Source organism: Nocardioides sp. Z50_6 (assembly GCF_058215755.1).
On record NZ_JBZAJB010000012.1, the window covers coordinates 23,879 to 44,276 of the forward strand.

At 73.9% G+C, this 20,398-nt stretch carries 23 protein-coding genes and 1 riboswitch; of the genes, 8 read left to right on the forward strand and 15 right to left on the reverse strand.

Annotated features, from left to right (window positions below; all coding sequences use genetic code 11):
* Positions 1–24: 24 nt before the first annotated feature.
* Positions 25–543, reverse strand: a complete 519-nt coding sequence (locus AC4BGE_RS18630) for an SseB family protein (RefSeq protein WP_490570193.1) — start codon at positions 541–543, stop codon at positions 25–27.
* Between the two features lie 41 nt (positions 544–584).
* Here AC4BGE_RS18630 and AC4BGE_RS18635 point away from each other — a divergent pair, with 41 nt between their 5' ends.
* The 5 genes from AC4BGE_RS18635 to AC4BGE_RS18655 all read left to right on the forward strand — a co-directional run bounded on the left by AC4BGE_RS18635 (position 585) and on the right by AC4BGE_RS18655 (position 5,822).
* Entirely contained in the window at positions 585–1,058 is a 474-nt protein-coding gene (locus AC4BGE_RS18635; RefSeq protein ID WP_490570192.1) for a hypothetical protein, read from the forward strand.
* Complete coding sequence (locus tag AC4BGE_RS18640) at positions 1,058–2,275, forward strand: amino acid deaminase/aldolase (protein WP_490576255.1); 1,218 nt, start codon at positions 1,058–1,060, stop codon at positions 2,273–2,275. Before AC4BGE_RS18635 ends, AC4BGE_RS18640 begins: the two co-directional genes overlap by 1 nt.
* Before the next feature lie 11 nt (positions 2,276–2,286).
* Positions 2,287–2,907: a nucleoside/nucleotide kinase family protein gene (locus AC4BGE_RS18645; protein ID WP_490576256.1), complete on the forward strand. Its 621-nt coding sequence runs from the start codon at positions 2,287–2,289 to the stop codon at positions 2,905–2,907.
* A gap of 69 nt (positions 2,908–2,976) precedes the next feature.
* Complete coding sequence (locus AC4BGE_RS18650; RefSeq protein ID WP_490570189.1) at positions 2,977–4,536, forward strand: DUF1800 domain-containing protein; 1,560 nt, start codon at positions 2,977–2,979, stop codon at positions 4,534–4,536.
* Between the two features lie 5 nt (positions 4,537–4,541).
* A complete protein-coding gene (locus AC4BGE_RS18655; protein WP_490570188.1) occupies positions 4,542–5,822 on the forward strand; it encodes a DUF1501 domain-containing protein in 1,281 nt (426 codons plus the stop codon).
* Between the two features lie 43 nt (positions 5,823–5,865).
* Here the strand turns inward: AC4BGE_RS18655 and AC4BGE_RS18660 are convergent, their stop codons facing one another.
* From AC4BGE_RS18660 to ribD, 8 genes are read right to left on the reverse strand one after another with little or no spacing between them, the layout of a single operon-like run.
* Entirely contained in the window at positions 5,866–6,309 is a 444-nt protein-coding gene (locus AC4BGE_RS18660) for a PH domain-containing protein (RefSeq protein ID WP_490570187.1), read from the reverse strand.
* The gene (hisG, locus tag AC4BGE_RS18665) at positions 6,293–7,159 is read right to left on the reverse strand and encodes an ATP phosphoribosyltransferase (protein WP_490576257.1); all 867 of its coding nucleotides are present in this window, start codon (positions 7,157–7,159) and stop codon (positions 6,293–6,295) included. Before hisG ends, AC4BGE_RS18660 begins: the two co-directional genes overlap by 17 nt.
* A 12-nt stretch (positions 7,160–7,171) precedes the next feature.
* Complete coding sequence (locus tag AC4BGE_RS18670; protein ID WP_490570185.1) at positions 7,172–7,435, reverse strand: phosphoribosyl-ATP diphosphatase; 264 nt, start codon at positions 7,433–7,435, stop codon at positions 7,172–7,174.
* Positions 7,436–7,463: 28 nt separating this feature from the next.
* Complete coding sequence (gene ribH / locus AC4BGE_RS18675) at positions 7,464–8,006, reverse strand: 6,7-dimethyl-8-ribityllumazine synthase (RefSeq protein ID WP_490576258.1); 543 nt, start codon at positions 8,004–8,006, stop codon at positions 7,464–7,466.
* Complete coding sequence (locus AC4BGE_RS18680; protein WP_490576259.1) at positions 8,003–9,226, reverse strand: bifunctional 3,4-dihydroxy-2-butanone-4-phosphate synthase/GTP cyclohydrolase II; 1,224 nt, start codon at positions 9,224–9,226, stop codon at positions 8,003–8,005. Before AC4BGE_RS18680 ends, ribH begins: the two co-directional genes overlap by 4 nt.
* Positions 9,223–9,945, reverse strand: a complete 723-nt coding sequence (locus tag AC4BGE_RS18685) for a nicotinamide mononucleotide transporter family protein (protein WP_490576260.1) — start codon at positions 9,943–9,945, stop codon at positions 9,223–9,225. Before AC4BGE_RS18685 ends, AC4BGE_RS18680 begins: the two co-directional genes overlap by 4 nt.
* Positions 9,942–10,574, reverse strand: a complete 633-nt coding sequence (locus AC4BGE_RS18690; protein ID WP_490570181.1) for a riboflavin synthase — start codon at positions 10,572–10,574, stop codon at positions 9,942–9,944. The genes AC4BGE_RS18685 and AC4BGE_RS18690 overlap by 4 nt, the downstream gene beginning before the upstream one ends.
* A 1-nt stretch (position 10,575) precedes the next feature.
* A complete protein-coding gene (ribD, locus tag AC4BGE_RS18695) occupies positions 10,576–11,643 on the reverse strand; it encodes a bifunctional diaminohydroxyphosphoribosylaminopyrimidine deaminase/5-amino-6-(5-phosphoribosylamino)uracil reductase RibD (RefSeq protein ID WP_490576261.1) in 1,068 nt (355 codons plus the stop codon).
* Positions 11,644–11,727: 84 nt separating this feature from the next.
* A riboswitch (FMN riboswitch) is annotated at positions 11,728–11,882 on the reverse strand.
* A gap of 148 nt (positions 11,883–12,030) precedes the next feature.
* On the opposite strand from ribD, the gene AC4BGE_RS18700 reads away from it, so the two are divergent.
* The gene (locus AC4BGE_RS18700; protein WP_490576262.1) at positions 12,031–13,401 is read left to right on the forward strand and encodes a hypothetical protein; all 1,371 of its coding nucleotides are present in this window, start codon (positions 12,031–12,033) and stop codon (positions 13,399–13,401) included.
* A gap of 25 nt (positions 13,402–13,426) precedes the next feature.
* On the opposite strand, the gene rpe is transcribed toward AC4BGE_RS18700, so the two are convergent.
* From rpe to def, 6 genes are read right to left on the reverse strand one after another with little or no spacing between them, the layout of a single operon-like run.
* Positions 13,427–14,095: a ribulose-phosphate 3-epimerase gene (gene rpe, locus AC4BGE_RS18705; RefSeq protein WP_490570178.1), complete on the reverse strand. Its 669-nt coding sequence runs from the start codon at positions 14,093–14,095 to the stop codon at positions 13,427–13,429.
* Positions 14,096–14,115: 20 nt separating this feature from the next.
* On the reverse strand, positions 14,116–15,078 hold the full coding sequence (ligD, locus tag AC4BGE_RS18710) for a non-homologous end-joining DNA ligase (RefSeq protein ID WP_490576263.1): 963 nt from the start codon (positions 15,076–15,078) through the stop codon (positions 14,116–14,118).
* A gap of 38 nt (positions 15,079–15,116) precedes the next feature.
* Positions 15,117–16,583, reverse strand: coding sequence for an RsmB/NOP family class I SAM-dependent RNA methyltransferase (locus AC4BGE_RS18715; RefSeq protein ID WP_490576264.1), 1,467 nt, complete (start codon positions 16,581–16,583; stop codon positions 15,117–15,119).
* Positions 16,576–17,034, reverse strand: coding sequence for an MmcQ/YjbR family DNA-binding protein (locus AC4BGE_RS18720; protein ID WP_490576265.1), 459 nt, complete (start codon positions 17,032–17,034; stop codon positions 16,576–16,578). Before AC4BGE_RS18720 ends, AC4BGE_RS18715 begins: the two co-directional genes overlap by 8 nt.
* Position 17,035: 1 nt before the next feature.
* The gene (gene fmt, locus AC4BGE_RS18725; protein ID WP_490576266.1) at positions 17,036–17,971 is read right to left on the reverse strand and encodes a methionyl-tRNA formyltransferase; all 936 of its coding nucleotides are present in this window, start codon (positions 17,969–17,971) and stop codon (positions 17,036–17,038) included.
* 2 nt (positions 17,972–17,973) lie between these two features.
* A complete protein-coding gene (def, locus tag AC4BGE_RS18730; protein ID WP_490576267.1) occupies positions 17,974–18,519 on the reverse strand; it encodes a peptide deformylase in 546 nt (181 codons plus the stop codon).
* Positions 18,520–18,622: 103 nt separating this feature from the next.
* Between def and AC4BGE_RS18735 the strand changes: the two genes are divergently transcribed.
* Positions 18,623–19,540 carry an ABC transporter ATP-binding protein gene (locus AC4BGE_RS18735; RefSeq protein WP_490570172.1) on the forward strand — a complete coding sequence of 306 codons (918 nt, stop codon included), beginning with the start codon at positions 18,623–18,625 and terminating at the stop codon, positions 19,538–19,540.
* Complete coding sequence (locus AC4BGE_RS18740) at positions 19,537–20,388, forward strand: ABC transporter permease (RefSeq protein WP_490576268.1); 852 nt, start codon at positions 19,537–19,539, stop codon at positions 20,386–20,388. Before AC4BGE_RS18735 ends, AC4BGE_RS18740 begins: the two co-directional genes overlap by 4 nt.
* Positions 20,389–20,398 lie beyond the last annotated feature (10 nt).

Sequence of the window (20,398 nt, forward strand, 5' to 3'; positions counted from 1 at the left end):
GCGCCAAGCCGGCGCCGGACCGCCTCACTCGCCGGGCCGCAGCCAGCCGTAGCGGTCGCCCACCTGGGCCAGCTTCCAGCCCGCGGCGAACGCCTCGAGGTCCTGTCCCTCCAGCACGAAGGGGCTGGGACCCGCGACGTCGACGACCAGGGCGTCCGCCTGCTCCTGGACCGCGCTGAGCGCGGCCACCTCGGCCGTCACCGGCACCGGACGGGCCTGCGGGTCCCAGGCGGCGAGCGACTGGGTCGAGGTGAAGGCGAGCAGCGCCAGCCTGCCGTCTCCCCCGGTGAGCAGGACGGCGGCCATGTCGCTGGACTTGTCGTGGGCCAGGCCGGCCTCGTCGATCTCCACCTCCCCCAGCACCGCCACCACGGGGACCAGCAGGCGGCTGCCGGCCAGGGCGGAGACGGCCGCGGCGAAGGCGGCCGGCGTGCGGTCGAAGGAGGCCAGCGCCGAGACCACCGCGGGGTCCGCCTCTCCCGTGTCGCCGGGGAATCCGGGCTTGAGGATGCGGGCGCCGTCGAAGCGCGGGGAGTCGGCCATGATGTCGCCCAGCCTAGACAACGGTGTGGGACCCTGGGGCCGTGGACGAGGTGACCTGGAGCGCACTGACGCTGACCCTGACCCTGGTCGGAGCCATCTACACCTGGTGGGCGGCCCGCAACAGGGGCGCCGCCGCGGCCACTCGCGGCGCGGCCTTCACCCTGCTGCCGGCCGCGGCCTGGCTCACCGGCACGTTGGAGATGTTCACCGAGATCGGCGGCTCCGTCGCCGACTGGGCGACCCATCTGGTGCTGAGCCCCGTCGTCTGGTCCGGGGTCGGCCTGGCCGGTCTCTCGGTGCTGCTCTTCCTGGTCTCGGGCTACCTGCGCGGCCGTGAGCTGGCGCGCGGCCCCCGCAGCCGCGAGGAGCTGCCCCGCGCCGCCACCGGCCGGACCCTGCCCCCCGCCGCCGGTGGCAAGGAGACCGGGGGCAAGGGGAAGGGGCGCCGGGCCGAGCCGGTCGACGACGAGCTCGCCGACATCGAGGCCCTGCTGCGCAAGCGCGGCATCACCTGATGAACACCGCCCTGATGGAGCGCAGCCGGCTCTGGAGCCGGTTGCGGGAGGCCACCGCGACCCTGCCCGAGCCGCCCGCCACGCCGCTGGCGGTCGTCGACCTCGACGCCTTCGACGCCAATGCCGCCGACCTGGCGCGCCGCGCGGGGGCCACCCCGATCCGGGTGGCGTCCAAGTCGCTGCGCGTCCCCGCACTGATCTCCCGGGCCCTGGCACGACCCGGCTTCCGCGGCGTGCTGGCCTACACCCTGCGCGAGGCGATCTGGCTGCACCGCGAGGGCATCACCGACGACGTGGTGGTGGCCTACCCCACGGTCGACCGGGCGGCCCTCGCGGAGCTCGTCGCCTCCCCGGCGACGGCCGCGGCGGTCTGCCTGATGGTCGACGACGTCGCCCACCTCGACGTGGTCGACTCGCTGCGCGCCTCCAAGGCGGTCCAGATCCGCGTGGCCCTCGACGTCGACGCCGGGCTGCGGGTCGCCGGTCAGCACGTCGGACCCAAGCGCTCCCCCCTGCACGACGCGGCCTCCGTCGCCGCCCTGGCCGACCAGGTGGCCGGGCGCGACGGCTTCCGGTTGGTCGGGGTGATGACCTACGAGGGCCAGGTCGCCGGGGTGCCGGACGACGTGCCGGGTGAGCGGGCCCGCTCCAGCGTGGTGCGCCGGATGAAGGCCGCCTCCGTGCGCCAGCTCGCCACCCGCCGCAGCGAGGTCGCCGACGCCCTCGCTCCCTACGGACCCCTGGAGTTCTGGAACTCCGGTGGCTCCGGCTCGGTGGAGACGAGCGCCGCGGACCCGCACGTCACCGAGGTGGCCGCGGGCTCCGGCCTGCTGGTCCCCGGCCTCTTCGACCACTACCGCTCGTTCCGACCGCGACCGGCGGCCTTCTTCGGCGTGCCGGTGACCCGTCGTCCCGGACCCGGCGTCGTCACGGTCCACGGCGGCGGGCTGATCGCCTCGGGACCTCCCGGCGCCGACCGCCAGCCCGTCCCCTGGTGCCCGCCCGGTCTCGAGCTCACCGGGCTGGAGGGAGCCGGGGAGGTCCAGACGCCGCTGACCGGCCACCCGGTCGGCGGGCTGGCGATCGGCGACCTCGTCTGGTTCCGGCACGCCAAGTCCGGCGAGCTCTTCGAGCACACCCCCACCGTCCACCTCCTGCACGGCGACCGGATCGTCGACTCGGCGCCCACCTACCGGGGCGCCGGCCAGGCCTTCTGAGGGATCGGACGGTGGAGTCGGCCGCCGCTCGCAGCGGCGCGGCAGGGACGGCCGGGACGGTCGACGCGGCGACGCCGCGGCGGGTCCTCGAGCTCGTCGACACGGCCGCCGTGCGACCGCCCGTCCTCTGCGTGGACGGCCCGGCGGGCGCGGGGAAGACCACGCTCGCGGCCGCGGTGGCCGCGGCACGGACCGGCACCAGGGTGCTTCACCTCGACGACCTGCTCGCCGGGTGGGAAGGCGGCCTGGACCGGCTGGCCGCCGACCTGGTCGCCGACGTCCTGGCGCCCTGGCACGCCGGCCGCAGTGCCCGTCCTCGACGCTTCGACTGGCGCGCCGGGCGCTTCGCGGAGCGGATGCTGCTGGCCCCGGCGCCCCTGCTGGTGGTGGAGGGGGTGGGCGCCGGGTCCCGGATCACGGCCCCCTACCGGAGCGCCCTGGTGTGGGTGGAGGCCCCGCCGACGCTGCGCCACGCCCGGGGGGTGGCCCGGGACGGTGACGACTTCGCGCCGCACTGGCACAGGTGGGCGGAGCGGGAGGAGCGGCACTTCGCGCGGGAGGGCACGCGGGCACGCGCGGACCTGCGGCTGTCCACCGCGGCGCCGGCCGCGGACCAGGTGGGCTCCCGCTGACCTCGGGCACGAGGAGGTCGTATCCGGGTTCGCGGGACATGTCGGCCCGCACCTCCTAGGCTCGCGGACATGTCGTCTCGGACCACCTCCCCCGGTCGTCGCGCCGTCCTGCGCGGAGGCACTCTGGCGGCCGGCGCCACGGTCGCCCTGGCGGCGCCCTCCGCCGCCGCTCCCCGCTACCGGCCGCGCACCTGGGCCGAGCGCCCCCTGCTGGAGAAGCAGGACCGCCACCTGGTGAGCCGGTTCAGCTACGGGATCACTCCCGAGCTGGCCAGGGAGGTACGCCGCAAGGGCGGCGCCCGTGCCTGGTTCGCCTGGCAGCTGAAGCCGTCAAAGGTCTCGGACAAGACCCACGCGCGCACCGCCACGTGGTGGCCGTTGCTCAACCACGGCCCCCTCGCCCTGTGGCAGAACCACTCCGACGGCATCCGCGGCGGCTGGCTGGTGATGGAGGACTACCAGCGCTGGGTGATGGCACGGCGCATGCACTCCCGGCGCCAGGTCCAGGAGACCATGGCCCAGTTCTGGGAGAACCACCTCAACGTGCCGACCAACGGCGAGCAGTGGTTCCTCTACCGCCGCGACTACGGCGAGACGATCCGCCGCAAGGCGCTGGGCCGCTTCGACGACCTGCTGGTCGCCGCCATCACGCACCCGGCCATGCTCATCTACCTCGACAACGCCAGCTCGACCGCCACCCGCCCGAACGAGAACCTCGGCCGCGAGCTGCTCGAGTTGCACACGGTGGGCCGGGGCAACTTCGACGAGGACGACGTCAAGGCGTCGGCCCGCATCCTGACGGGCTGGCACGTCGACATGTGGCGCAGCTGGGAGGCGTCCTACCGGTCGGACCTGCACGCCACCGGGCGGGTCCGGGTCAAGGGGTTCTCCGACCCCAACGCCGCCGCCGACGGGCGGGCCGTCACCCGTGCCTACCTGCGCTACCTCGCCCACCATCCCGACACCGCGGAGCGCATCGCGCGCAAGCTGGCCACCAAGTTCGTCGCCGACGACCCGCCGGCGCGCCTGGTCGCCCGGCTCGCGAAGGTCTACCGCGACCACGACACCGAGATCAGGCCGGTGCTCGAGGCGCTCGTCGACTCCCGCGAGTTCCGGCGCTCCATCGGCGACAAGCTCCGTGACCCCGCCGAGGACGTGGTGGCCACCTACCGCGCCCTGCGGGTGCGGGTCCGGCCGCCCTCCGCCTCGGACTCCGCGGCCAACGCGATGCTGTGGCAGGCCCAGACGGTGGGGGCCATGCCCTTCTCCTGGCCCCGCCCGGACGGCACCCCCCTGACGAACGCGGCCTGGTCGTCCACCTCCCGGCTGCTGGCGTCGCTGCGGATGCACTACTCCATGGCCGGCGGCTGGTGGCCCACCAAGGACATCTCCTACCGCCCGGCCAAGGCGTGGGTGCCGAAGTCCGGGATGCGCTTCGACGAGCTCGTCGACCACCTCTCCCGCGAGCTGCTGCACCAGCCTTCGACCGCCTCCCTGCTCAAGGCCTGCTGCGAGGCCACCAACCTGCGCCCGAGCGAGAAGATCACCCACGACCACCCCCTGGTCCGGTGGAGCATGGCCAGGCTGCTCACCACCTTCCTCGACTCCCCGGAATTCTTCGTCAGGTGACCGCCATGACCTCCTCCCCCGACCTCCCCCCGGGCCGCGACGCCTCCTGCTGCGCCGAGTTCTCCGAGATGACCCGGGCCTCGCGCCGCGCCTTCCTGGGCGGCGCACTGGCCGCCGGGGTGGCCACCACGTTCGGCACCGCCGTCGTCCAGCCGGCCGCGGTCGCCGCCTCCGGCAAGGCCCGCGGGGTGGTGGTGGTGCTCTCGCTGCGCGGTGCCGCCGACGGGCTCTCGCTGGTCGTCCCGCACGGCGACCCGGTCTACGCCCAGGCCCGTCCCCGGCTGGCCGTGCCGGCCGCGTCGCTGATCGCCGCGGACGGCTTCTACGGCCTCCACCCCGCCCTCTCGCCGCTGCTGCCGCTGTGGGAGGCCGGAGCGATGGCGTGCGTGCACGCCGCCGGCCTGCCGGCGCGCAACCGGTCGCACTTCGCCGCCATGGAGGAGCTCGAGGACGCCGCCCCCGGCGCCGCGACCCGCACCGGCTGGCTCAACCGGCTGGTCGGCGCGCAGCCGCTCGGCACCCCGCTCCAGGCCATGCACCTGGGCGGCAGCTCACCCGCCTCGCTCTACGGGCCGGCACCCCACCTGACCACCCGGAGCATCGCCGACGTGGGCATCGCCGGAGCCGACCAGTGGGACGTCCACGGCGGCCGGGTGAAGTCGCTGCACACCCTGTGGGACAAGCGGCAGACGCATCTCGCGAGGTCGATGCGCGCCACGTTCACCGCGGTGGGCGACTTCGCGCCGGTCAAGCAGGCCGAGAAGACGCCGCAGAACGGGGTCACCTACCCCACCCACGACCTCGGTCGCGCCCTCGGCGAGGTGGCGCGCATCGTGCGCAGCGACGTCGGCGTCGAGGTGGTCACCGTCGATCACGGGGACTGGGACATGCACACGGGCGTCGGCACCGTCGCCAGCGGCGCGATGAAGAGCAACGCCGAGCAGCTGGCCGGCGCCCTCGCCGCCTTCTTCGCCGATCTCGGCGACCTCGGCCAGGGGGTCACCGTCGTCTGCGTCAGCGAGTTCGGCCGCCGGGTGCGGGAGAACGCCAACTGGGGACTCGACCACGGCTACGGGACCGTGATGCTCCTGCTCGGCGCCGGGGTGCGGGGCGGGTACCACGGCACCTGGCCGGGACTGGTCGACGGACCCGACTCCGACCTGCTGGTCACCACCGACTACCGCAGCGTCCTCGCCGAGGTGGTCTCGGTCCGGTTCGGGGCGAGCATCGCCCAGGTGTTCCCCGGCTTCACCCCCGCCCGGGTGGGAGCGATGCTCGGCCGCTGAGCGAGCCGCCACCCGGCCTCACCCGGCGCCGCCGGGACGGGGCTCAGCGGTCCAGGCAGGAGCGCAGCTCGCGCAGCGCCTTCCTGGCGCGGTCCCCGTCGGAGCCCTGGATCGCCATCAGCGGCACGGTCGTGCCGTCGCTGAGGTCGATCGTCGCCCAGGGCGACCCCGGCGGCATCCGGACCGCGACGACCTGCGCCCAGCCCAGCTCGCGGCGCCGGTACCCGTTGACGACCACCAGGCCCTCGGCCCGGGCGACCACACGGGAACGGGCCAGCGCGTGACCGACGGAGAGCGCCATCAGCGCCAGGACGAGCATGGTGCTCTTCTGGAACAGCGTGAACCGGGCGCGGATCGACTCGTCGAAGCCGAACCAGGCCGCGGCACAGACCACCAGCAGCATCACGGCGCACGCGGTGGCGGCCAGGCGGACGCCGAGCGGGCGCCAGGTGTGCGGGAGCCGCGGCGGCTCAGAGACGACAGGCATGGACATCGGTGAGCAGGATGCCACGAGCACCCAAGTCGTAGAGCTGGTCCATCAGGCGCTGCGCGCCCTCCCGCGGGACCATGGCGCGGACCGCGACCCAGCCCTCCCGGTGCAGGGGGGAGACCGTCGGGCTCTCGATCCCGGGGGTCAGCGCGACCGCGTCGGTGACCTGCTCGGTGCGGATGTCGTAGTCCATCATCACGTAGCTGCGGGCGACCAGCACGCCCTCGATGCGGCGGCGGAAGACCTCCAGCCCGGTGTGGGGCGTGCCCCGGCGGGCGATCAGCACCGCCTCGGAGGAGAGGATCACCTCACCGAAGACGGCCAGGCCGGCGGCGCGCAGCGTGGAGCCGGTCTCAACCACGTCGGCGATCACGTCGGCGACGCCGAGCTGGATGCTCGTCTCGACCGCGCCGTCGAGCCGGAGCACCGTGGCCTCGATCCCCTGCTCGTCGAGGAAACGCTGCACCACGCCCACGTAGGAGGTGGCGATGCGCTTGCCCGCCAGGTCGGCCAGGTCGGCGTACCGGCCGGCCGGACCGGCGAAGTGGAACCGCGAGCGCCCGAAGCCCAGGCCACGCACCTCGTCGGCCTGGGCGCCGGAGTCGAGCAACAGGTCACGCCCGGTGATCCCGACGTCGAGGGTGCCCTCGCCGACGTACAGGGCGATGTCGCGCGGCCTCAGGTAGAAGAACTCGACCCCGTTCTCGGGGTCGACCAGCGCGAGCTCCTTGGTGTCGCTGCGCTGCCGGTAGCCGGCCTCGCGCAGGATCTCCGAGGCGGCGTGGGAGAGGGCGCCCTTGTTGGGCACCGCGACGCGCAGCAGCGCGCCGTCGTGGATCTCGGTCATCGGGTCAGAGCCTCACAGGTGTGCGTAGACGTCGTCGAGGCTGATGCCGCTGGCCAGCATCAGGACCTGGGCGTGGTACAGGAGCTGGCTGATCTCCTCGGCGGCCCGGTCCTTGCCCTCGTGCTCGGCGGCCATCCAGGACTCGGCGGCCTCCTCGACCAGCTTCTTGCCGATCGTATGCACCCCGGCATCCAGGGCTCGCACGGTGCCGGAACCATCGGGACGGGTCCGAGCGAGCTCGTTGAGCTCGTCCCACAGACCTTCGAACGTCTTCACACGCCCAGCCTAGGTGGTGGTCCGGGCGTCAACGACGCCGGTCCACTCCGGCGGCCGGCTCGTCGCCCGCGTCCCGGTGCAGGTCCCGGTGCAGGTCCCGGTGCAGGTCCTTGAGCAGGCGCGCGGTGGCCAGCGCCGCCGAGGCGGCCTCGAGGCCCTTGTCCTCCGAGGACCCGGGCAGTCCCGCGCGGTCCAGGGCCTGCTCCTCGGTGTCGCAGGTCAGGACGCCGAAGCCCACCGCGACACCGTGGTCGAGGGCGACCCGGGAGAGGCCGTCGGTGGCGGCCGAGCAGACGTACTCGAAGTGCGGGGTGCCGCCCCGGATGACGACCCCCAGGGCCACGACCGCGTCGTACCCCCGGGCGCCCAGCGCCGCCGCGACGACCGGCAGCTCGAAGGTGCCGGGCACCCGCAGCTCCAGCGGCGCCTCCACGCCGGAGTCGGCCAGCGCGCGCCGGGCGCCGGCCAGCAGGCCGTCCATCACCTGGGTGTGCCAGCTGGCGGCGACCACCGCCACCTTCAGGTCACTGCCGTCGACCGGCTCGTGGGTGGGTGCTCCTGCGCCGCTCATGCCTGCTCCTCGAGGTCGGGAAGGTGATGGCCCATCCGGTCCCGCTTGGTCAGCAGGTAGGCCAGGTTGTGGTCGTTGGGGTGCGGGGTGAGCGGCACCCGCTCGGCCACCCGGATCCCGAAGTCCTCGAGGCTGCGGGTCTTCTCGGGGTTGTTGGTCATCAGCCGCACCGCGCCGACGCCCAGGTCACGGAGCACCTGGGTGGCAGCGCCGTAGTGGCGCGCGTCGGCGGGCAGCCCCAGGTCGAGGTTGGCGTCGACGGTGTCCCGGCCGCCGTCCTGGAGCTGGTAGGCCTGCAGCTTGCCCACCAGCCCGATCCCGCGCCCCTCGTGGCCGCGCAGGTAGACCACCACGCCACGACCCTCCTCGGCGATCCGGGCCATCGCCTCGTCGAGCTGCGGTCCGCAGTCGCAGCGCCGGCTGCCGAAGACGTCACCGGTCAGGCACTCCGAGTGGACCCGGGTCAGCACCGGCTCGTCCCCGCTGATGTCGCCGCGGACCAGGGCGACGTGCTCGGAGTCGTCGATGGTGATCCGGTAGCCGTGGGCGACGAAGTCGCCGTGCCGGGTGGGCAGCAGGGTCTCGGCCACCCGGTCGACGTGCATCTCGTGGCGGCGCCGGTAGCGGACCAGGTCCTCGATGGAGATCATCGCCAGCCCGTGCTCGTCGGCGAACTCGCGCAGCTCGGGGCCGCGCTTCATGGTGCCGTCGTCGTTGACGACCTCCACCAGCACCCCGGCGGGGGTGAGACCGGCCAGCCGGGCCAGGTCGACCGCCGCCTCGGTGTGACCCCGCCTGACCAGCACGCCGCCCTCCCGGTAGCGCAGCGGGAAGACGTGGCCGGGCCGCGTCAGCTCCCACGGCTCCGTCGCCGAGTCGGCGAGCACCTTGGCGGTGTGCGCCCGGTCGGCGGCGGAGATGCCGGTGGAGACGCCGTCACGGGCGTCGACCGAGATCGTGTAGGCGGTGCGCAGCTTGTCCTTGTTGTGCGGCGTCATCAGCGGGATCTCCAGCCGGTCCAGCATCTCGGCCGGCATCGGCACGCAGATCACCCCGCTGGAGTGCCGGATGGTGAACGCCATCAGCTCCGGGGTCGCCTTGCTGGCGGCGAAGATGATGTCGCCCTCGTTCTCGCGGTCCTCGTCGTCGACGACGATCACCGCCCTGCCGGCCGCGATGTCGGCGACCGCCCGCTCGACACTGTCCAGTCGGATGCTCACGCGTGCGCTCCTTCTCCTGCTGCCGGCTCCGGCAGCGAACCGTCCCGGTTCCGGGACTCCTCGTGGTCCTCCGCCCGCCGGGCGGCCCGCCACCAGACGGCGAAGCCGACCACCACGAAGGCGGCGTAGACCAGGTACATGACGGCGGTCGGGTAGTAGCCGGCCTGCATCAGGGTGGTGACCCCGACGACGTCGACCAGCACCCAGACCAGCCAGAACTCCACCCATCCCCGGGCCATCCCCCAGGTCGCCAGCATCGAGCCGGCCAGGATCCAGGCCTCCGTCGCCGGGCCCCAGGAGCCGAGCCGGGTCAGCGCCCAGTACGCCACGGCGTAGCCGACGAGGCCGACCACGAGCAGCTGGCCGCGCTCGCCCCAGGTCGCCCAGCGCGGGGTGATCGCCCCGCCGTCCGCGGCGCCACCGGCCCGGTGGGCCCGGCTCCAGCGGACCCAGCCGTAGAGACTGACCGCGGCGAAGAAGACCTGGCGCCCGGCCTGCCCCCACAGCGGCTCGGAGACCACGTTGCTCAGCTCGCCGGTGGCGAAGACCCCGAAGAGCAGGACGTTGCCGACCAGCCCCACGGGCCAGGCCCAGACGTAGCGACGCATCCCCAGGACGGCGCTCATCAGCCCGAAGACGTTGCCGATCACCTCCGGCGCGCTCAGGCTGCCCCCGGGGACCGGGATGGTGCCGTGGACGAGCCACTCCAGGATGATCATGGCCTCTCCCCCGCCGGCAGGTAGGCGCGGACGAGCTTGGCCACGTGCTTGGCGATCATGTCGGTCTCCAGGTTGACCCGGTCGCCGGGCTGCCGGAAGCCGAGCGTGGTGCGGGCGAGCGTCTCGGGGATCAGGCTGACGGTGAAGCTGGACTCGCCGACGTCGACCAGCGTGAGGCTGACCCCGTCGACCGCGATCGATCCCTTCTCCACCAGGAAGGGCGCGAGCTCGGCGGGCAGCGAGACCTCGACCACCTCCCAGTGCTCGCTGGGGGTGCGGGAGAGGACCTCCCCCACCCCGTCGACGTGGCCCTGCACGAGGTGACCGCCCAAGCGGGTGGCCGCGGTGACGGCACGCTCCAGGTTGACCCGGTCGCCGGGCGCCACGCCGGCCAGGCTGGTGCGGTCCAGCGTCTCCTGCATCAGGTCGGCGGTCCACAGGTCGACGGCGCCGCCGGGTCCGCTGGACCCGGTCTCGCTGACGGTGAGGCAGCAGCCGTTGACGGCGATGGAGTCGCCCAGGTGCACGTCGTCGAGCACCGTCGCCGCGGCGATGGTCAGGCGCAGGGCGTCGCCCTGGTCGAGCACGGCGTGCACGGTGCCGAGCTCCTCGACGATTCCGGTGAACATCTCAGGAGTCCTCTCGGGCGGGGTCCCGGGGAGCCGGGACCTCTCGCGGGGTCATGGTGAGGCGGAGGTTGGTCTCGGGGCCTTCCCCGAGGACGGTGACGTCGAGGACGTCGAGGTGGAGCGCGTCACCGATCGTGGTGATGCCCAGGTCGCCCACGGCGCAGCGTCCGGCGCCGAGCAGCATCGGGGCCACGTAGGTGACGACCTCGTCGACCAGGCCGGCCGCCAGGAAGGCGGCGGCCAGGGTGGGACCCCCCTCGAGGAAGACGTGCTGGCGGTCGAGGGCCCGCAGCCGGGCGAGCGCCTCGTGCGGGTCCCGGGTGCGGAGCCGGACCGTCTCGGCCGCGTCGTCGAAGACCCGGCGATCCTCCGGCAGCTCGCGCAGGCCCATCACGGCGCGGAGCAGCTGGCGGGGCAGTGGCCGGTCGTGCTCGTCGCGGACGGTCAGCTGCGGGTCGTCCACGGCGACGGTGCTGGTCCCGACCAGGATGGTGTCGCAGAGCGCACGGAGCCGGTGGGTGTCGACCCGGGCGGCGGGCGAGCTGACCCAGCGGCTGGTGCCGTCGGCGGCGGCGCTCCGGCCGTCCAGGGTGGTGGCGAACTTCCAGGTCACGAAGGGTCGACCGTGCTCCACGGCGAAGCTCCACACCCGGTTGACCGCGCGGGACTCCTCGGCGAGCACGCCGCCGAGCACCTCGACGCCGGCCGTCCGCAGCGTCTCGGCGCCGCCGCCCGCCACCGGATTGGGGTCGGCCTGGGCGTAGACGACGCGGCGCACGCCCGCCTCGACCAGTGCCTGGGCGCAGGGGCCGGTCCGACCGGTGTGGTTGCAGGGCTCCAGGGTGACCACGGCCGTGGACCCGCGCGCGGACTCCCCTGCCCGGGCCAGGGCATCGGCCTCGGCGTGCGCGGTGCCCGCGCCACGGTGGAAGCCCTCGGCCACGACACCGCCGTCCGCGTCGAGCAGCACGCACCCGACGCGGGGGTTCGGTCCCAGCGGGACGCCGGGGGTGACGGCGAGCGTGAGCGCGCGCTGCATCGCCCGCTGCTCAGCTGCTGTCGCCCTCATTCGCCTCTCCCAGGTCCGTCGCGGACATCTGGGGGCGCGGTCTCACGGAGGCTCCCCCGACGAAGGGGGTCTGCTCTGCGAGACCTGCGTGCGTCTTCTCATCCGGACTTTGACCGTCGGTCCAGGAATCTCACCTGGTCAACCGGCCACTGGCAGTGGCCGGGTCGCGGACTTCCGGACGAGGCGCACCTCGTCCAGTCACCGCCGGTGCGGAGTTTCACCGCCCCCAGAGCACGCGAGCTCTCATTCTTGCTCTTGCGGACCCAACTGTGCCACACACCCGGAGCGGCGAGGCGCGCGCGTCCAGGGCCGCGGGGCGAACGGACGCGTGACCGGGGCGCGGACCGCTACCGTTCAGGCTCGCTGCACGACCACCCTGGGGGACCCATGCGCCGTACGCCCGTCCTGCTGACCGCCGCGCTCGTCGCCACGACGCTGCTGGCCCCGACCGCCGGCACCGCAGCCGACGGCGCAGTCGGCGGCGCAGTCGGCAGGACCTGCCGCGGACTGCCCGTGACGATCTACGCCACCACCGGGACCGTGCGGGGCACCGAAGGTCCCGACGTGGTGCTCGTCGACGGTGCCAGGGACGTGGAGACCTACGGCGGCGACGACGTGATCTGCGTGATCGGCCGCGACCGCTACGAAGAACGCCTCCGGGGAGACCTCGTCTCCGTCGACGCCGGACCGGGCGACGACGTGGTGGACGGCACCGGCGCTCCGGGCCGCAACATCTCCGCGTCGCTCGGGGAGGGCACCGACCGCTTCGAGGGAGGGCCCGGCAGGGACATCGTCTCCGGGGGCGCCTGGATCCTCGAGGCGGGCGAGTACATCGCCGTCGACACCGAACCGGACGTGATCTCCGGCGGGGGCGGCCAGGACCAGGTCAACAGCGGCAGCCCGGGGCAGCCCAACGCGGACGTCGTCGACCTCGGGGCGGGAGCCGACAGGCTCGTTCACGCAGGGACGTGGGCGGCGGGTGGTTCGATCGTCGGTGGTCGGGGCGACGACCTGTTCCTCCGCGACCTGGCGGCGGGCGCGACGATCCTCGACCATGCCGCCGGGCAGCTCGTGGAGGCGGGGAGCCTCGTCGCCGCGTGGAGCGACCTCGACCGCTTCCACCTCGCCACCGACGACGCCACGCCGCGCGAGCTGACCCTGGTGGGCTCGGCCGGCGACGACTCCGTCAGCTACCTCGGGGAGAACGTCCTGGTCACCGGCGGGCTCGGCGACGGCGACGACACGTTGAGCGTCGCGGGCTGGCTCCCGGCCCAGGGCAGCGTCGTCGACGCCGGTCCCGGACGGGACCTCTTCGACGTGCAGCTCTACTCCCCCGGCTCGTTCGTCTGGGACATGCGGGCCGGCGGCTACCGGGCCACGGGGACCACGACGTCCGAGGGCGAGCTGAACGGCTTCGAGGACGCCTCCGCCCTCGGCGACCACGTCGAGCTCGCCGGGACAGACCGGGCGAACGACCTGTACATGGGCGCTTGCTCGGGCGCCCTGACGGGACGCAGCGGCGGGGATCGGCTCAAGGCGGCCAAGTCCGGGGAGTTCCGGTGGTTCTCCTCGTGCGACCGGAACACCTTCAGCCTGCTCGGCGGACCCGGCAACGACCGTCTCGAAGGGGGCCCGCGGAAGGACCGGCTCGTCGGTGGACCGGGTCACGACGTGGCCGACGGCGGCGCGAGGCGGGACCGATGCTCCGCCGAGGTGCTCAAGCGGTGCGAGACCGGGCCACGGCCCGGCCGAGCATGACCGGACCGGCTCTGTGCGGGTCGCCTCAGGGGCGCCCGGAGGCTGCCGTCGCGCGAGCCTTCAGCTCCTGGACCATCCGGTCGGGGTCCGCGGCGGAGTAGACGGCGGAGCCGGCCACGAAGACGTCCGCCCCCGCCTCGGCACACCGCTCGATCGTCTCCAGGCTGACGCCGCCGTCGACCTGGAGCCAGGTCTCGACGCCGTGCTTGTCCATGAGGGCTCGCGCCGCGCGGATCTTGGGGAGGCACAGGTCCAGGAACTTCTGTCCCCCGAACCCCGGCTCCACCGTCATGATCAGCAGCATGTCCAGCTCGGGCAGCAGGGCCTCGTAGGGCTCGACCGGGGTGGCGGGCTTGAGCGCCATGCTGGCCCGGGCGCCCTGCGCCCGGATCTCGCGGGCCAGACGCACCGGGGCCTTCGCCGCCTCGACGTGGAAGGTGACCGAGCCGCAGCCGGCCTCGGCGTACGCCGGCGCCCAGCGGTCCGGGTCCTCGATCATCAGGTGCGCGTCGAGGGGCAGCTCGGTGTGCTTGGCCAGGCTCTCGACCACGGGCAGCCCGAGGGTCAGGTTGGGGACGAAGTGGTTGTCCATCACGTCCACGTGCACCCAGTCGGCGCTGCCGATGCGGCCCACCTCCGCCCCCAGGGCGGCGAGGTCGGCGTTGAGGATGCTCGGCGTGATCTGGATACCCACGCGCCCATCGTAGGTGCGGCTCAGTCCGGTTCCGCGGGTGGCTCCGCACCCGCTGCCTCATCCCGGTCGGCCCACTCCAGCAGCGGGGCGATGTCGAAGACCTCCTCATCGATCGAGGCGTGCAGGTCGCCGATCTCGGCGAACCGGGCGGGCACGGTGAAGATCGTGAAGTCGTCCGGCTCCGCGTCGTCGACCTCGTCCCAGCGGATCGGTGCCGAGACCCGGGCCTCGGGCACCCCGCGCACCGAGTAGGCGGCGGCGATGGTGTGGTCGCGGGCGTTCTGGTTGTAGTCCACGAACAGGGCGCCGGGGTCCCGGTCCTTGCGCCACCAGGCGGTCGTCACGTCCTGGGGCGCGCGGCGCTCGACCTCGCGGGCGAAGGCCAGGGCGGCCCGCCGCACGTCGGCGAAGCCGTGGTCGGGGGTGATCCGCACGTAGACGTGCATCCCGCTGCCGCCGCTGGTCTTCGGGAAGCCGGTCGCACCGAGCTCGTCGAGCACCTCGTGGGCGACGTGCGCCACCCGGCGCACCTGGGCCCAGTCGGAGGCGGGGCCCGGGTCCAGGTCGATCCGCCACTCGTCCGGCTTCTCGGTGTCGGCGCGGCGGCTGTTCCACGGGTGGAACTCCACCGTCGACATCTGCACCGCCCAGATCACCTGGGCCAGCTCGGTGACGCACAGCTCGTCGGCGGTCCGCTTCCACCGGGGGAAGTAGAGCTCGACGGTCTCCACCCAGGGCGGCGCCCCGGCGGGCAGCCGCTTCTGGTGCACCTTGTCGCCCGCCAGGCCCTTGGGGAAGCGGTGCAGCATGCACGGCCGCTCCTCGAGCGCGTTGACGATGCCGGGGCCCACGCTGAGGTAGTACTCGACGAGGTCGAGCTTGGTGGCTCCGCTGGCGGGGAAGTAGACCCGGTCGGGGTTGCTGATCCGGACCGTGCGGTCGTCGACCTCGAGCTCGACGGCGGGCGGCTTTCCAGGGGGCACGCCCAGCAGGCTAGCGCGGCGGCGCCCTCCCGGCAGGCTCAGTGAGTCCGCTCCAGCAGCGCCATGAACATCGCGTCCGTGCGGTGGCGGTGCGGCCACAGCTGCACGCTCCCCGGCAGCGGGCCGACCCCGTCGCTCACCTCCGGCAGCAGCGGGGCCAGGTCGCCCAGCCGTACGTCGTCACGTTGCTCCAGCACCGCCTCGACCACCCCCGCGGTCTCGGCGAGCACCGGGGAGCAGGTGGAGTAGAGCACCACCCCGCCCGGCCGTACCGCCTCCACGGCCCGGTCGAGCAGGGCGCGCTGGAGCTCGACCAGCCCGTCGAGATCGGCGGCACGGCGGCGCCAGCGAGACTCCGGCCGCCGGCGCAGGGCACCCAGGCCGGTGCAGGGCACGTCGACCTGGACCCGGTCGAAGGAGCCGGGGCGCCAGGCCGGCACGGTCCCGTCCGCGGTGAGCACCCCGAGGGACCCCTCGGCACCGTCGAGGGCCCGGCGCACCAGGCGGGCCCGGTGCTGCTGGCGCTCCACCGACAGCAGCCGGGCGGGCACGGCCGCGGGGTCGCCACCGGCCCGGGTCGCGGCGAGCGCGGCGAGCAGGGCGGACTTGCCGCCGGGCCCTGCGCAGAGGTCGAGCCACCGCTCCTGCGCCACCGGTGCGGCGTCGAGCCGCGCCCGGGAGAGGGCGAGCGCGACCAGCTGCGAGCCCTCGTCCTGGACCCCGGCCCGTCCTTGCGCCACCGCCGGCACCTCCCCGGGGTCGCCACCGTCCAGCACCACGCCGTACGGCGAGAGCGGGGTCGGTGTGCCGGGGAGCTCGGCCCGGTCGGCGCGCCCGGGCCGGGCCACCAGGCAGACGGCCGGCGCCTCGTTGTCGGCCGCCAGCAGCGCCTGGAGCTCGTCCGCGGTGGTGGTCGCCGCCTCGGTGCGCGGGCTGCGGGCCAGCGCCTCGCCGAGCGCGTCGACCACCCAGCGGGGGTGCGAGTACGCGACCGAGGCGAAGCCGTGCGGGTCGCGCACCGGGTCGGGAGCGACCTGGCGGACCCAGGCGGACAGGTCGTGCTCGGCGACGCGGCGCAGCACGGCGTTGGCGAAGCCCGCCGCCCCTTGGCCGGCGGAGTCGCGGACCAGGTCGACGGTGCTGCTGATCGCGGCGTGGGACGGCACCCGCATCGAGAGCAGCTGGTGGGCGCCGAGGCGGAGCGCGTCGAGCACCTTCGCCTGCACCTTGGCCAGCGGCCGGTCCAGGCAGGCCGCCAGGACGGCGTCGTAGGTGCCCCGGCGGCGCAGGGTCCCGGAGACCAGCTCGGTGGTGAAGGCGGCGTCGCGGCCGGTGAGCCCGTGGCTCCGCAGCACCGAGGGCAGGACGAGGTTGGTGTAGGCGTCGTCGACGCGGACGGCGGTGAGGACCGCCAGCGCCGCCCGGCGTGCCGGGTCGGCCGACTTCCCGGCGCGCGGCGGACGGCCACCGGGACGTCGTCCGCGGCCCTGACGGGGGTCAGCCATCCAGCTGCTCCCCGGCGCGCAGGGCGTTGACCAGGCGCCGCGGGGCGCGGCACGCCCAGGCCTCGGTCAGGATCTCGCGCAGCTCGGCGAGGGTGAGCTCGCAGAGCCTGGACTGCTGGACCAGCACGGCGTTGGTGCTCCTGAAGTGCTCGATGGTGAAGAACGGGTTGGCGGGATCCTCGACCAGCGCGGCCTTCTCCCCCGCGTCCGCGGTGACGACGACCAGGAGGTCGTCGTACATCTCCCCGGTCTCCGGGTCGATGGCGGAGTGGTGCGGTCGGCGGTAGAGCACGAAGCCGCGACCCTTGTCGCCGCGCGGCACCTTCCAGCTCGGCACGTCCCCCCAGGTGATGCCGAGCTCGGTCTGCGGCAGTGCCGCGCAGATCTCGTCGACGTCCTCGGGACGCGCCGGTCGTCCGGCGTCGGTCCCGGGCACGTCCGCAGAGGTCATGTCAGACAGGATCGCCCAGACGGAACCCGGAGTCGAGCCGCGCGCCGCGTGCCCAGTCCGCGGCCGCCATCTCCTTCTTGCCGAACGGCTTGACCCGGTCCAGCTGCACCGGGTCGGTCGCCGTGCCGACGAAGAGGGCCTGCCTGGTCACCTCGACCACGCCGGGCGCCAGCGGCTCGCGACCCGAGGTCGGGCGGACCGGACCCAGCTTGATCCGCTCCCCCTCGTGGGTGCTCCAGGCGCCGGGACCGGGCGTGCACGCCCGGATCCGGCGGTCGACGGCGACGGCGGGCTCGGTCCAGTCGACCCGGGCGTCCTCGACGGTGATCTTGGGGGCGAAGGTCACGCCCTCGGCCTGCTGCGGGCGAGCCTCGAGCTCGCCGGACTCGATGCCGTCCAGGGTGCGCACCAGCAGCCCGGCACCGCCCTCGGCGAGCCTGGCCAGCAGGTCGCCGGCGGTGTCGTCGTCACGGATCCGCTCGGTCATCACCCCGAAGACGGGGCCGGCGTCCAGCTCCTTGACGATCCGGAACGTGGTCGCGCCGGTGACCTCGTCGCCGCCCCAGATGGCGTGCTGGACCGGGGCCGCACCCCGCCAGGACGGCAGCACCGAGAAGTGCAGGTTGATCCAGCCGTGCGGCACCAGGTCGAGCGCGGACTGCGGCAGCAGCGCGCCGTAGGCCACCACGGGGCAGCAGTCGGGTCGCAGCGCCCGCAGCTCCTCCTGGAACTCCGGGTCGCGCGGGTGGGCGGGCTTGAGCACCGGAAGACCGAGCTCCTCGGCGCGCTGCGCGACCGGGCTGGCCACGAGCTTGCGTCCCCGGCCCGCGGGCGCGTCGGGACGGGTGACGACGCCGACGACCTCGTGGGCCGACGCGACCAGGGCTTCCAGGGCGGGGACGGCGACCTCGGGGGTGCCGGCGAAGACGAGGCGCATGCTCAGAAACCGAATCCGTTCGTGGGATGGGGTGAGACCTTGACGACGGGCTGCTCGAGGCCGAACCAGTCGGACTCGCGGATCGCCCGCATGGCGGCCTTGCGGGCCTCGGCGTCGAGCCGGTCGATGAACAGGACGCCGTCGAGGTGGTCCGTCTCGTGCTGGATGGCGCGGGCCAGGAGGTCTGAGCCCTCGACGCGCACCGGCTCGCCGTGCATGTCGAAGCCCTGGGCCACCACCCGCAGCGCGCGGCGGCAGTCGAAGGTCAGGTCGGGCAGGGAGAGACAGCCCTCGGGGCCGTCCTGGATCTCCTCGGACAGGCTCAGGGTGGGATTGATCAGGTGGCCCACCTCGCCCTCGACGTTCCAGGTGAAGACGCGCAACCCGACCCCGATCTGGGGAGCGGCGAGGCCCGCGCCGGGAGCGGCGAGCATCGTGTCGGTCAGGTCCTTGACCAGCGTCCGGATCTCCTTGTCGAAGGCGTCGACCTCCAGGGCGGGCCGGCGCAGGACCGGGTCACCGAACAGGCGGATGGGCTGGACTGCCACGGACATGCGCTCCTCGGGTGGGGGAAGCCCCCAGTCTACGAACGACGCCGGGGCCGGTGTCCCATCGGTGCAAGACTGTGCCCGGCTTCAGGGAGGGAGCGAGATGGCGACGGTGATCGACGTCCGGGACCTGCGGATGCGCTACGGCGACCACGACGTGCTGGCGGGCGTGGACTTCACCGTGCACGCCGGCGAGGTGGTCTGCCTGCTGGGGCCCAACGGAGCCGGGAAGACCACGACGATCGAGATCCTCGAGGGGTTCCGCCTTCGCTCCGCGGGCGAGGTCCGGGTGCTGGGGCACGACCCGGCGACCGCCCCGGAGGACTGGCGTGCCCGCACCGGCGTGGTGCTGCAGTCCTGGCGCGACCACCCGCGGTGGACCCCGCGTCGGCTGCTGACGCACCTGGGTCGCTTCTACGCGCCCTTCTCCCGGCCGGACCGCCCGAGGCCCCACGACACCGAGCTGCTGCTGGAGACGGTGGGCCTGAGCGAGCACGCGGACCGCAAGCTGAGCACCCTCTCCGGTGGCCAGCGCCGGCGCCTGGACGTCGCGGCCGCCATCGTGGGCAGACCCGAGCTGCTCTTCCTGGACGAGCCCACCACGGGCTTCGACCCCCAGGCCCGCCGCGACTTCCACGACCTGATCCAGCGTCTCGCCGCCGCGGAGGGCACCACCATCCTGCTCACCACCCACGACCTCGCCGAGGCGGAGAAGCTGGCCACCCGGGTCCTGGTGCTGGCCGGGGGCCGCATCGCCGCCGACGACACCGTCGACGGGCTGGCCCGCCGCGCGGCGGACGAGGCGACCGTGCGGTGGCGGGTCGACGGGGTCGCGGGCAGCGCCGCGGTGAGCGACGCCACCGCCTACGTGCGCGCCCTCCTCGCCGAGCACGGCGACCGGCTGACCGACCTCGAGGTGCGCCGGGCCAGCCTCGAGGAGGCCTACCTGGCGCTCGTCCACCGCCACGAGTCGGGCCAGCAGGCCGCCGCCGCCCAGCTCTTCGCGCAGGTGGCCCGGTGAGCCCCTCGTTTCACGCCTACCGTCTCGGGCTCCGACGCGGGTGGGTCGAGTTCGTGCAGAGCCTGCGCAGCACCCAGGACCAGGGGTTCTACCTCTTCAGCGCCGTGGCCACGGTGGGCTACCTCTTCACCCAGCGCGACGAGCAGGTGGCCGGCACCGACCTCCTGGCTCCCACCGTGCTGCTGCCCAGCCTCCTGGGGGCACTGATCTGCTTCGGGATGGTGATCGGCCCCGCCGGCAGCCTGGCGATGGAGAAGGAGGACGGCACCCTGCTGCGCCACAAGGCGGTGCCGCACGGCCTGCGGGGCTACTTCGCCGGTCAGCTGCTCTTCCACTCCCTCGGGCTGGTGCCCCAGATGCTCGTCATCCTGGTGCCGAGCTTCCTGCTCTTCGAAGGACTGATGAGCGACCCGGCCGGCTGGCTGACGGTGGGCTGGGTGGTCCTGCTGGGGCTGGCGGCCACCCTGCCGCTCGGCATGATCCTGGGCGGCCTGGTGCCCAGCCCCCAGAAGCTCGGGACCTGGGGGATGCTGCCGGTCCTGCTGCTGATCGGGATCTCCGGGGTGCTCTACCCCCTCGACTCCCTCTGGGGCTGGGTGCAGGTGGTGGCCCAGGTCTTCCCGGTCTACTGGATCGCGCTCGGGCTGCGCTCCGCCTTCCTGCCGGACTCGGCGGCGCAGCTGGAGGTCGCCGAGAGCTGGCGCACCCTGGAGTCGGTCGCCGTCCTCGGGACCTGGGCCGTGGTGGGCGCCCTGCTCACCCCGGTGGTGCTGCGCCGGATGGCCCGCCGCCAGACCGGCTCGCAGGTGGAGGCCGCCCGGGAGGCCAGCATGCAGTGGATCAAGTGAGCGGAGCCCG

Excerpts from the sequence above, each read along its gene's own strand:
- AC4BGE_RS18630 (WP_490570193.1), bottom strand. The coding sequence starts at position 543 with ATGGCCGACTCCCCGCGCTTCGACGGCGCCCGCATCCTCAAGCCCGGA.
- AC4BGE_RS18640 (WP_490576255.1), top strand. The coding sequence starts at position 1,058 with ATGAACACCGCCCTGATGGAGCGCAGCCGGCTCTGGAGCCGGTTGCGG.
- AC4BGE_RS18650 (WP_490570189.1), top strand. The coding sequence starts at position 2,977 with ATGTCGTCTCGGACCACCTCCCCCGGTCGTCGCGCCGTCCTGCGCGGA.
- AC4BGE_RS18655 (WP_490570188.1), top strand. The coding sequence starts at position 4,542 with ATGACCTCCTCCCCCGACCTCCCCCCGGGCCGCGACGCCTCCTGCTGC.
- AC4BGE_RS18660 (WP_490570187.1), bottom strand. The coding sequence starts at position 6,309 with ATGCCTGTCGTCTCTGAGCCGCCGCGGCTCCCGCACACCTGGCGCCCG.
- hisG (WP_490576257.1), bottom strand. The coding sequence starts at position 7,159 with ATGACCGAGATCCACGACGGCGCGCTGCTGCGCGTCGCGGTGCCCAAC.
- ribH (WP_490576258.1), bottom strand. The coding sequence starts at position 8,006 with ATGAGCGGCGCAGGAGCACCCACCCACGAGCCGGTCGACGGCAGTGAC.
- AC4BGE_RS18685 (WP_490576260.1), bottom strand. The coding sequence starts at position 9,945 with ATGATCATCCTGGAGTGGCTCGTCCACGGCACCATCCCGGTCCCCGGG.
- AC4BGE_RS18690 (WP_490570181.1), bottom strand. The coding sequence starts at position 10,574 with ATGTTCACCGGAATCGTCGAGGAGCTCGGCACCGTGCACGCCGTGCTC.
- ribD (WP_490576261.1), bottom strand. The coding sequence starts at position 11,643 with ATGAGGGCGACAGCAGCTGAGCAGCGGGCGATGCAGCGCGCGCTCACG.
- AC4BGE_RS18700 (WP_490576262.1), top strand. The coding sequence starts at position 12,031 with ATGCGCCGTACGCCCGTCCTGCTGACCGCCGCGCTCGTCGCCACGACG.
- AC4BGE_RS18715 (WP_490576264.1), bottom strand. The coding sequence starts at position 16,583 with ATGGCTGACCCCCGTCAGGGCCGCGGACGACGTCCCGGTGGCCGTCCG.
- AC4BGE_RS18720 (WP_490576265.1), bottom strand. The coding sequence starts at position 17,034 with ATGACCTCTGCGGACGTGCCCGGGACCGACGCCGGACGACCGGCGCGT.
- fmt (WP_490576266.1), bottom strand. The coding sequence starts at position 17,971 with ATGCGCCTCGTCTTCGCCGGCACCCCCGAGGTCGCCGTCCCCGCCCTG.
- AC4BGE_RS18735 (WP_490570172.1), top strand. The coding sequence starts at position 18,623 with ATGGCGACGGTGATCGACGTCCGGGACCTGCGGATGCGCTACGGCGAC.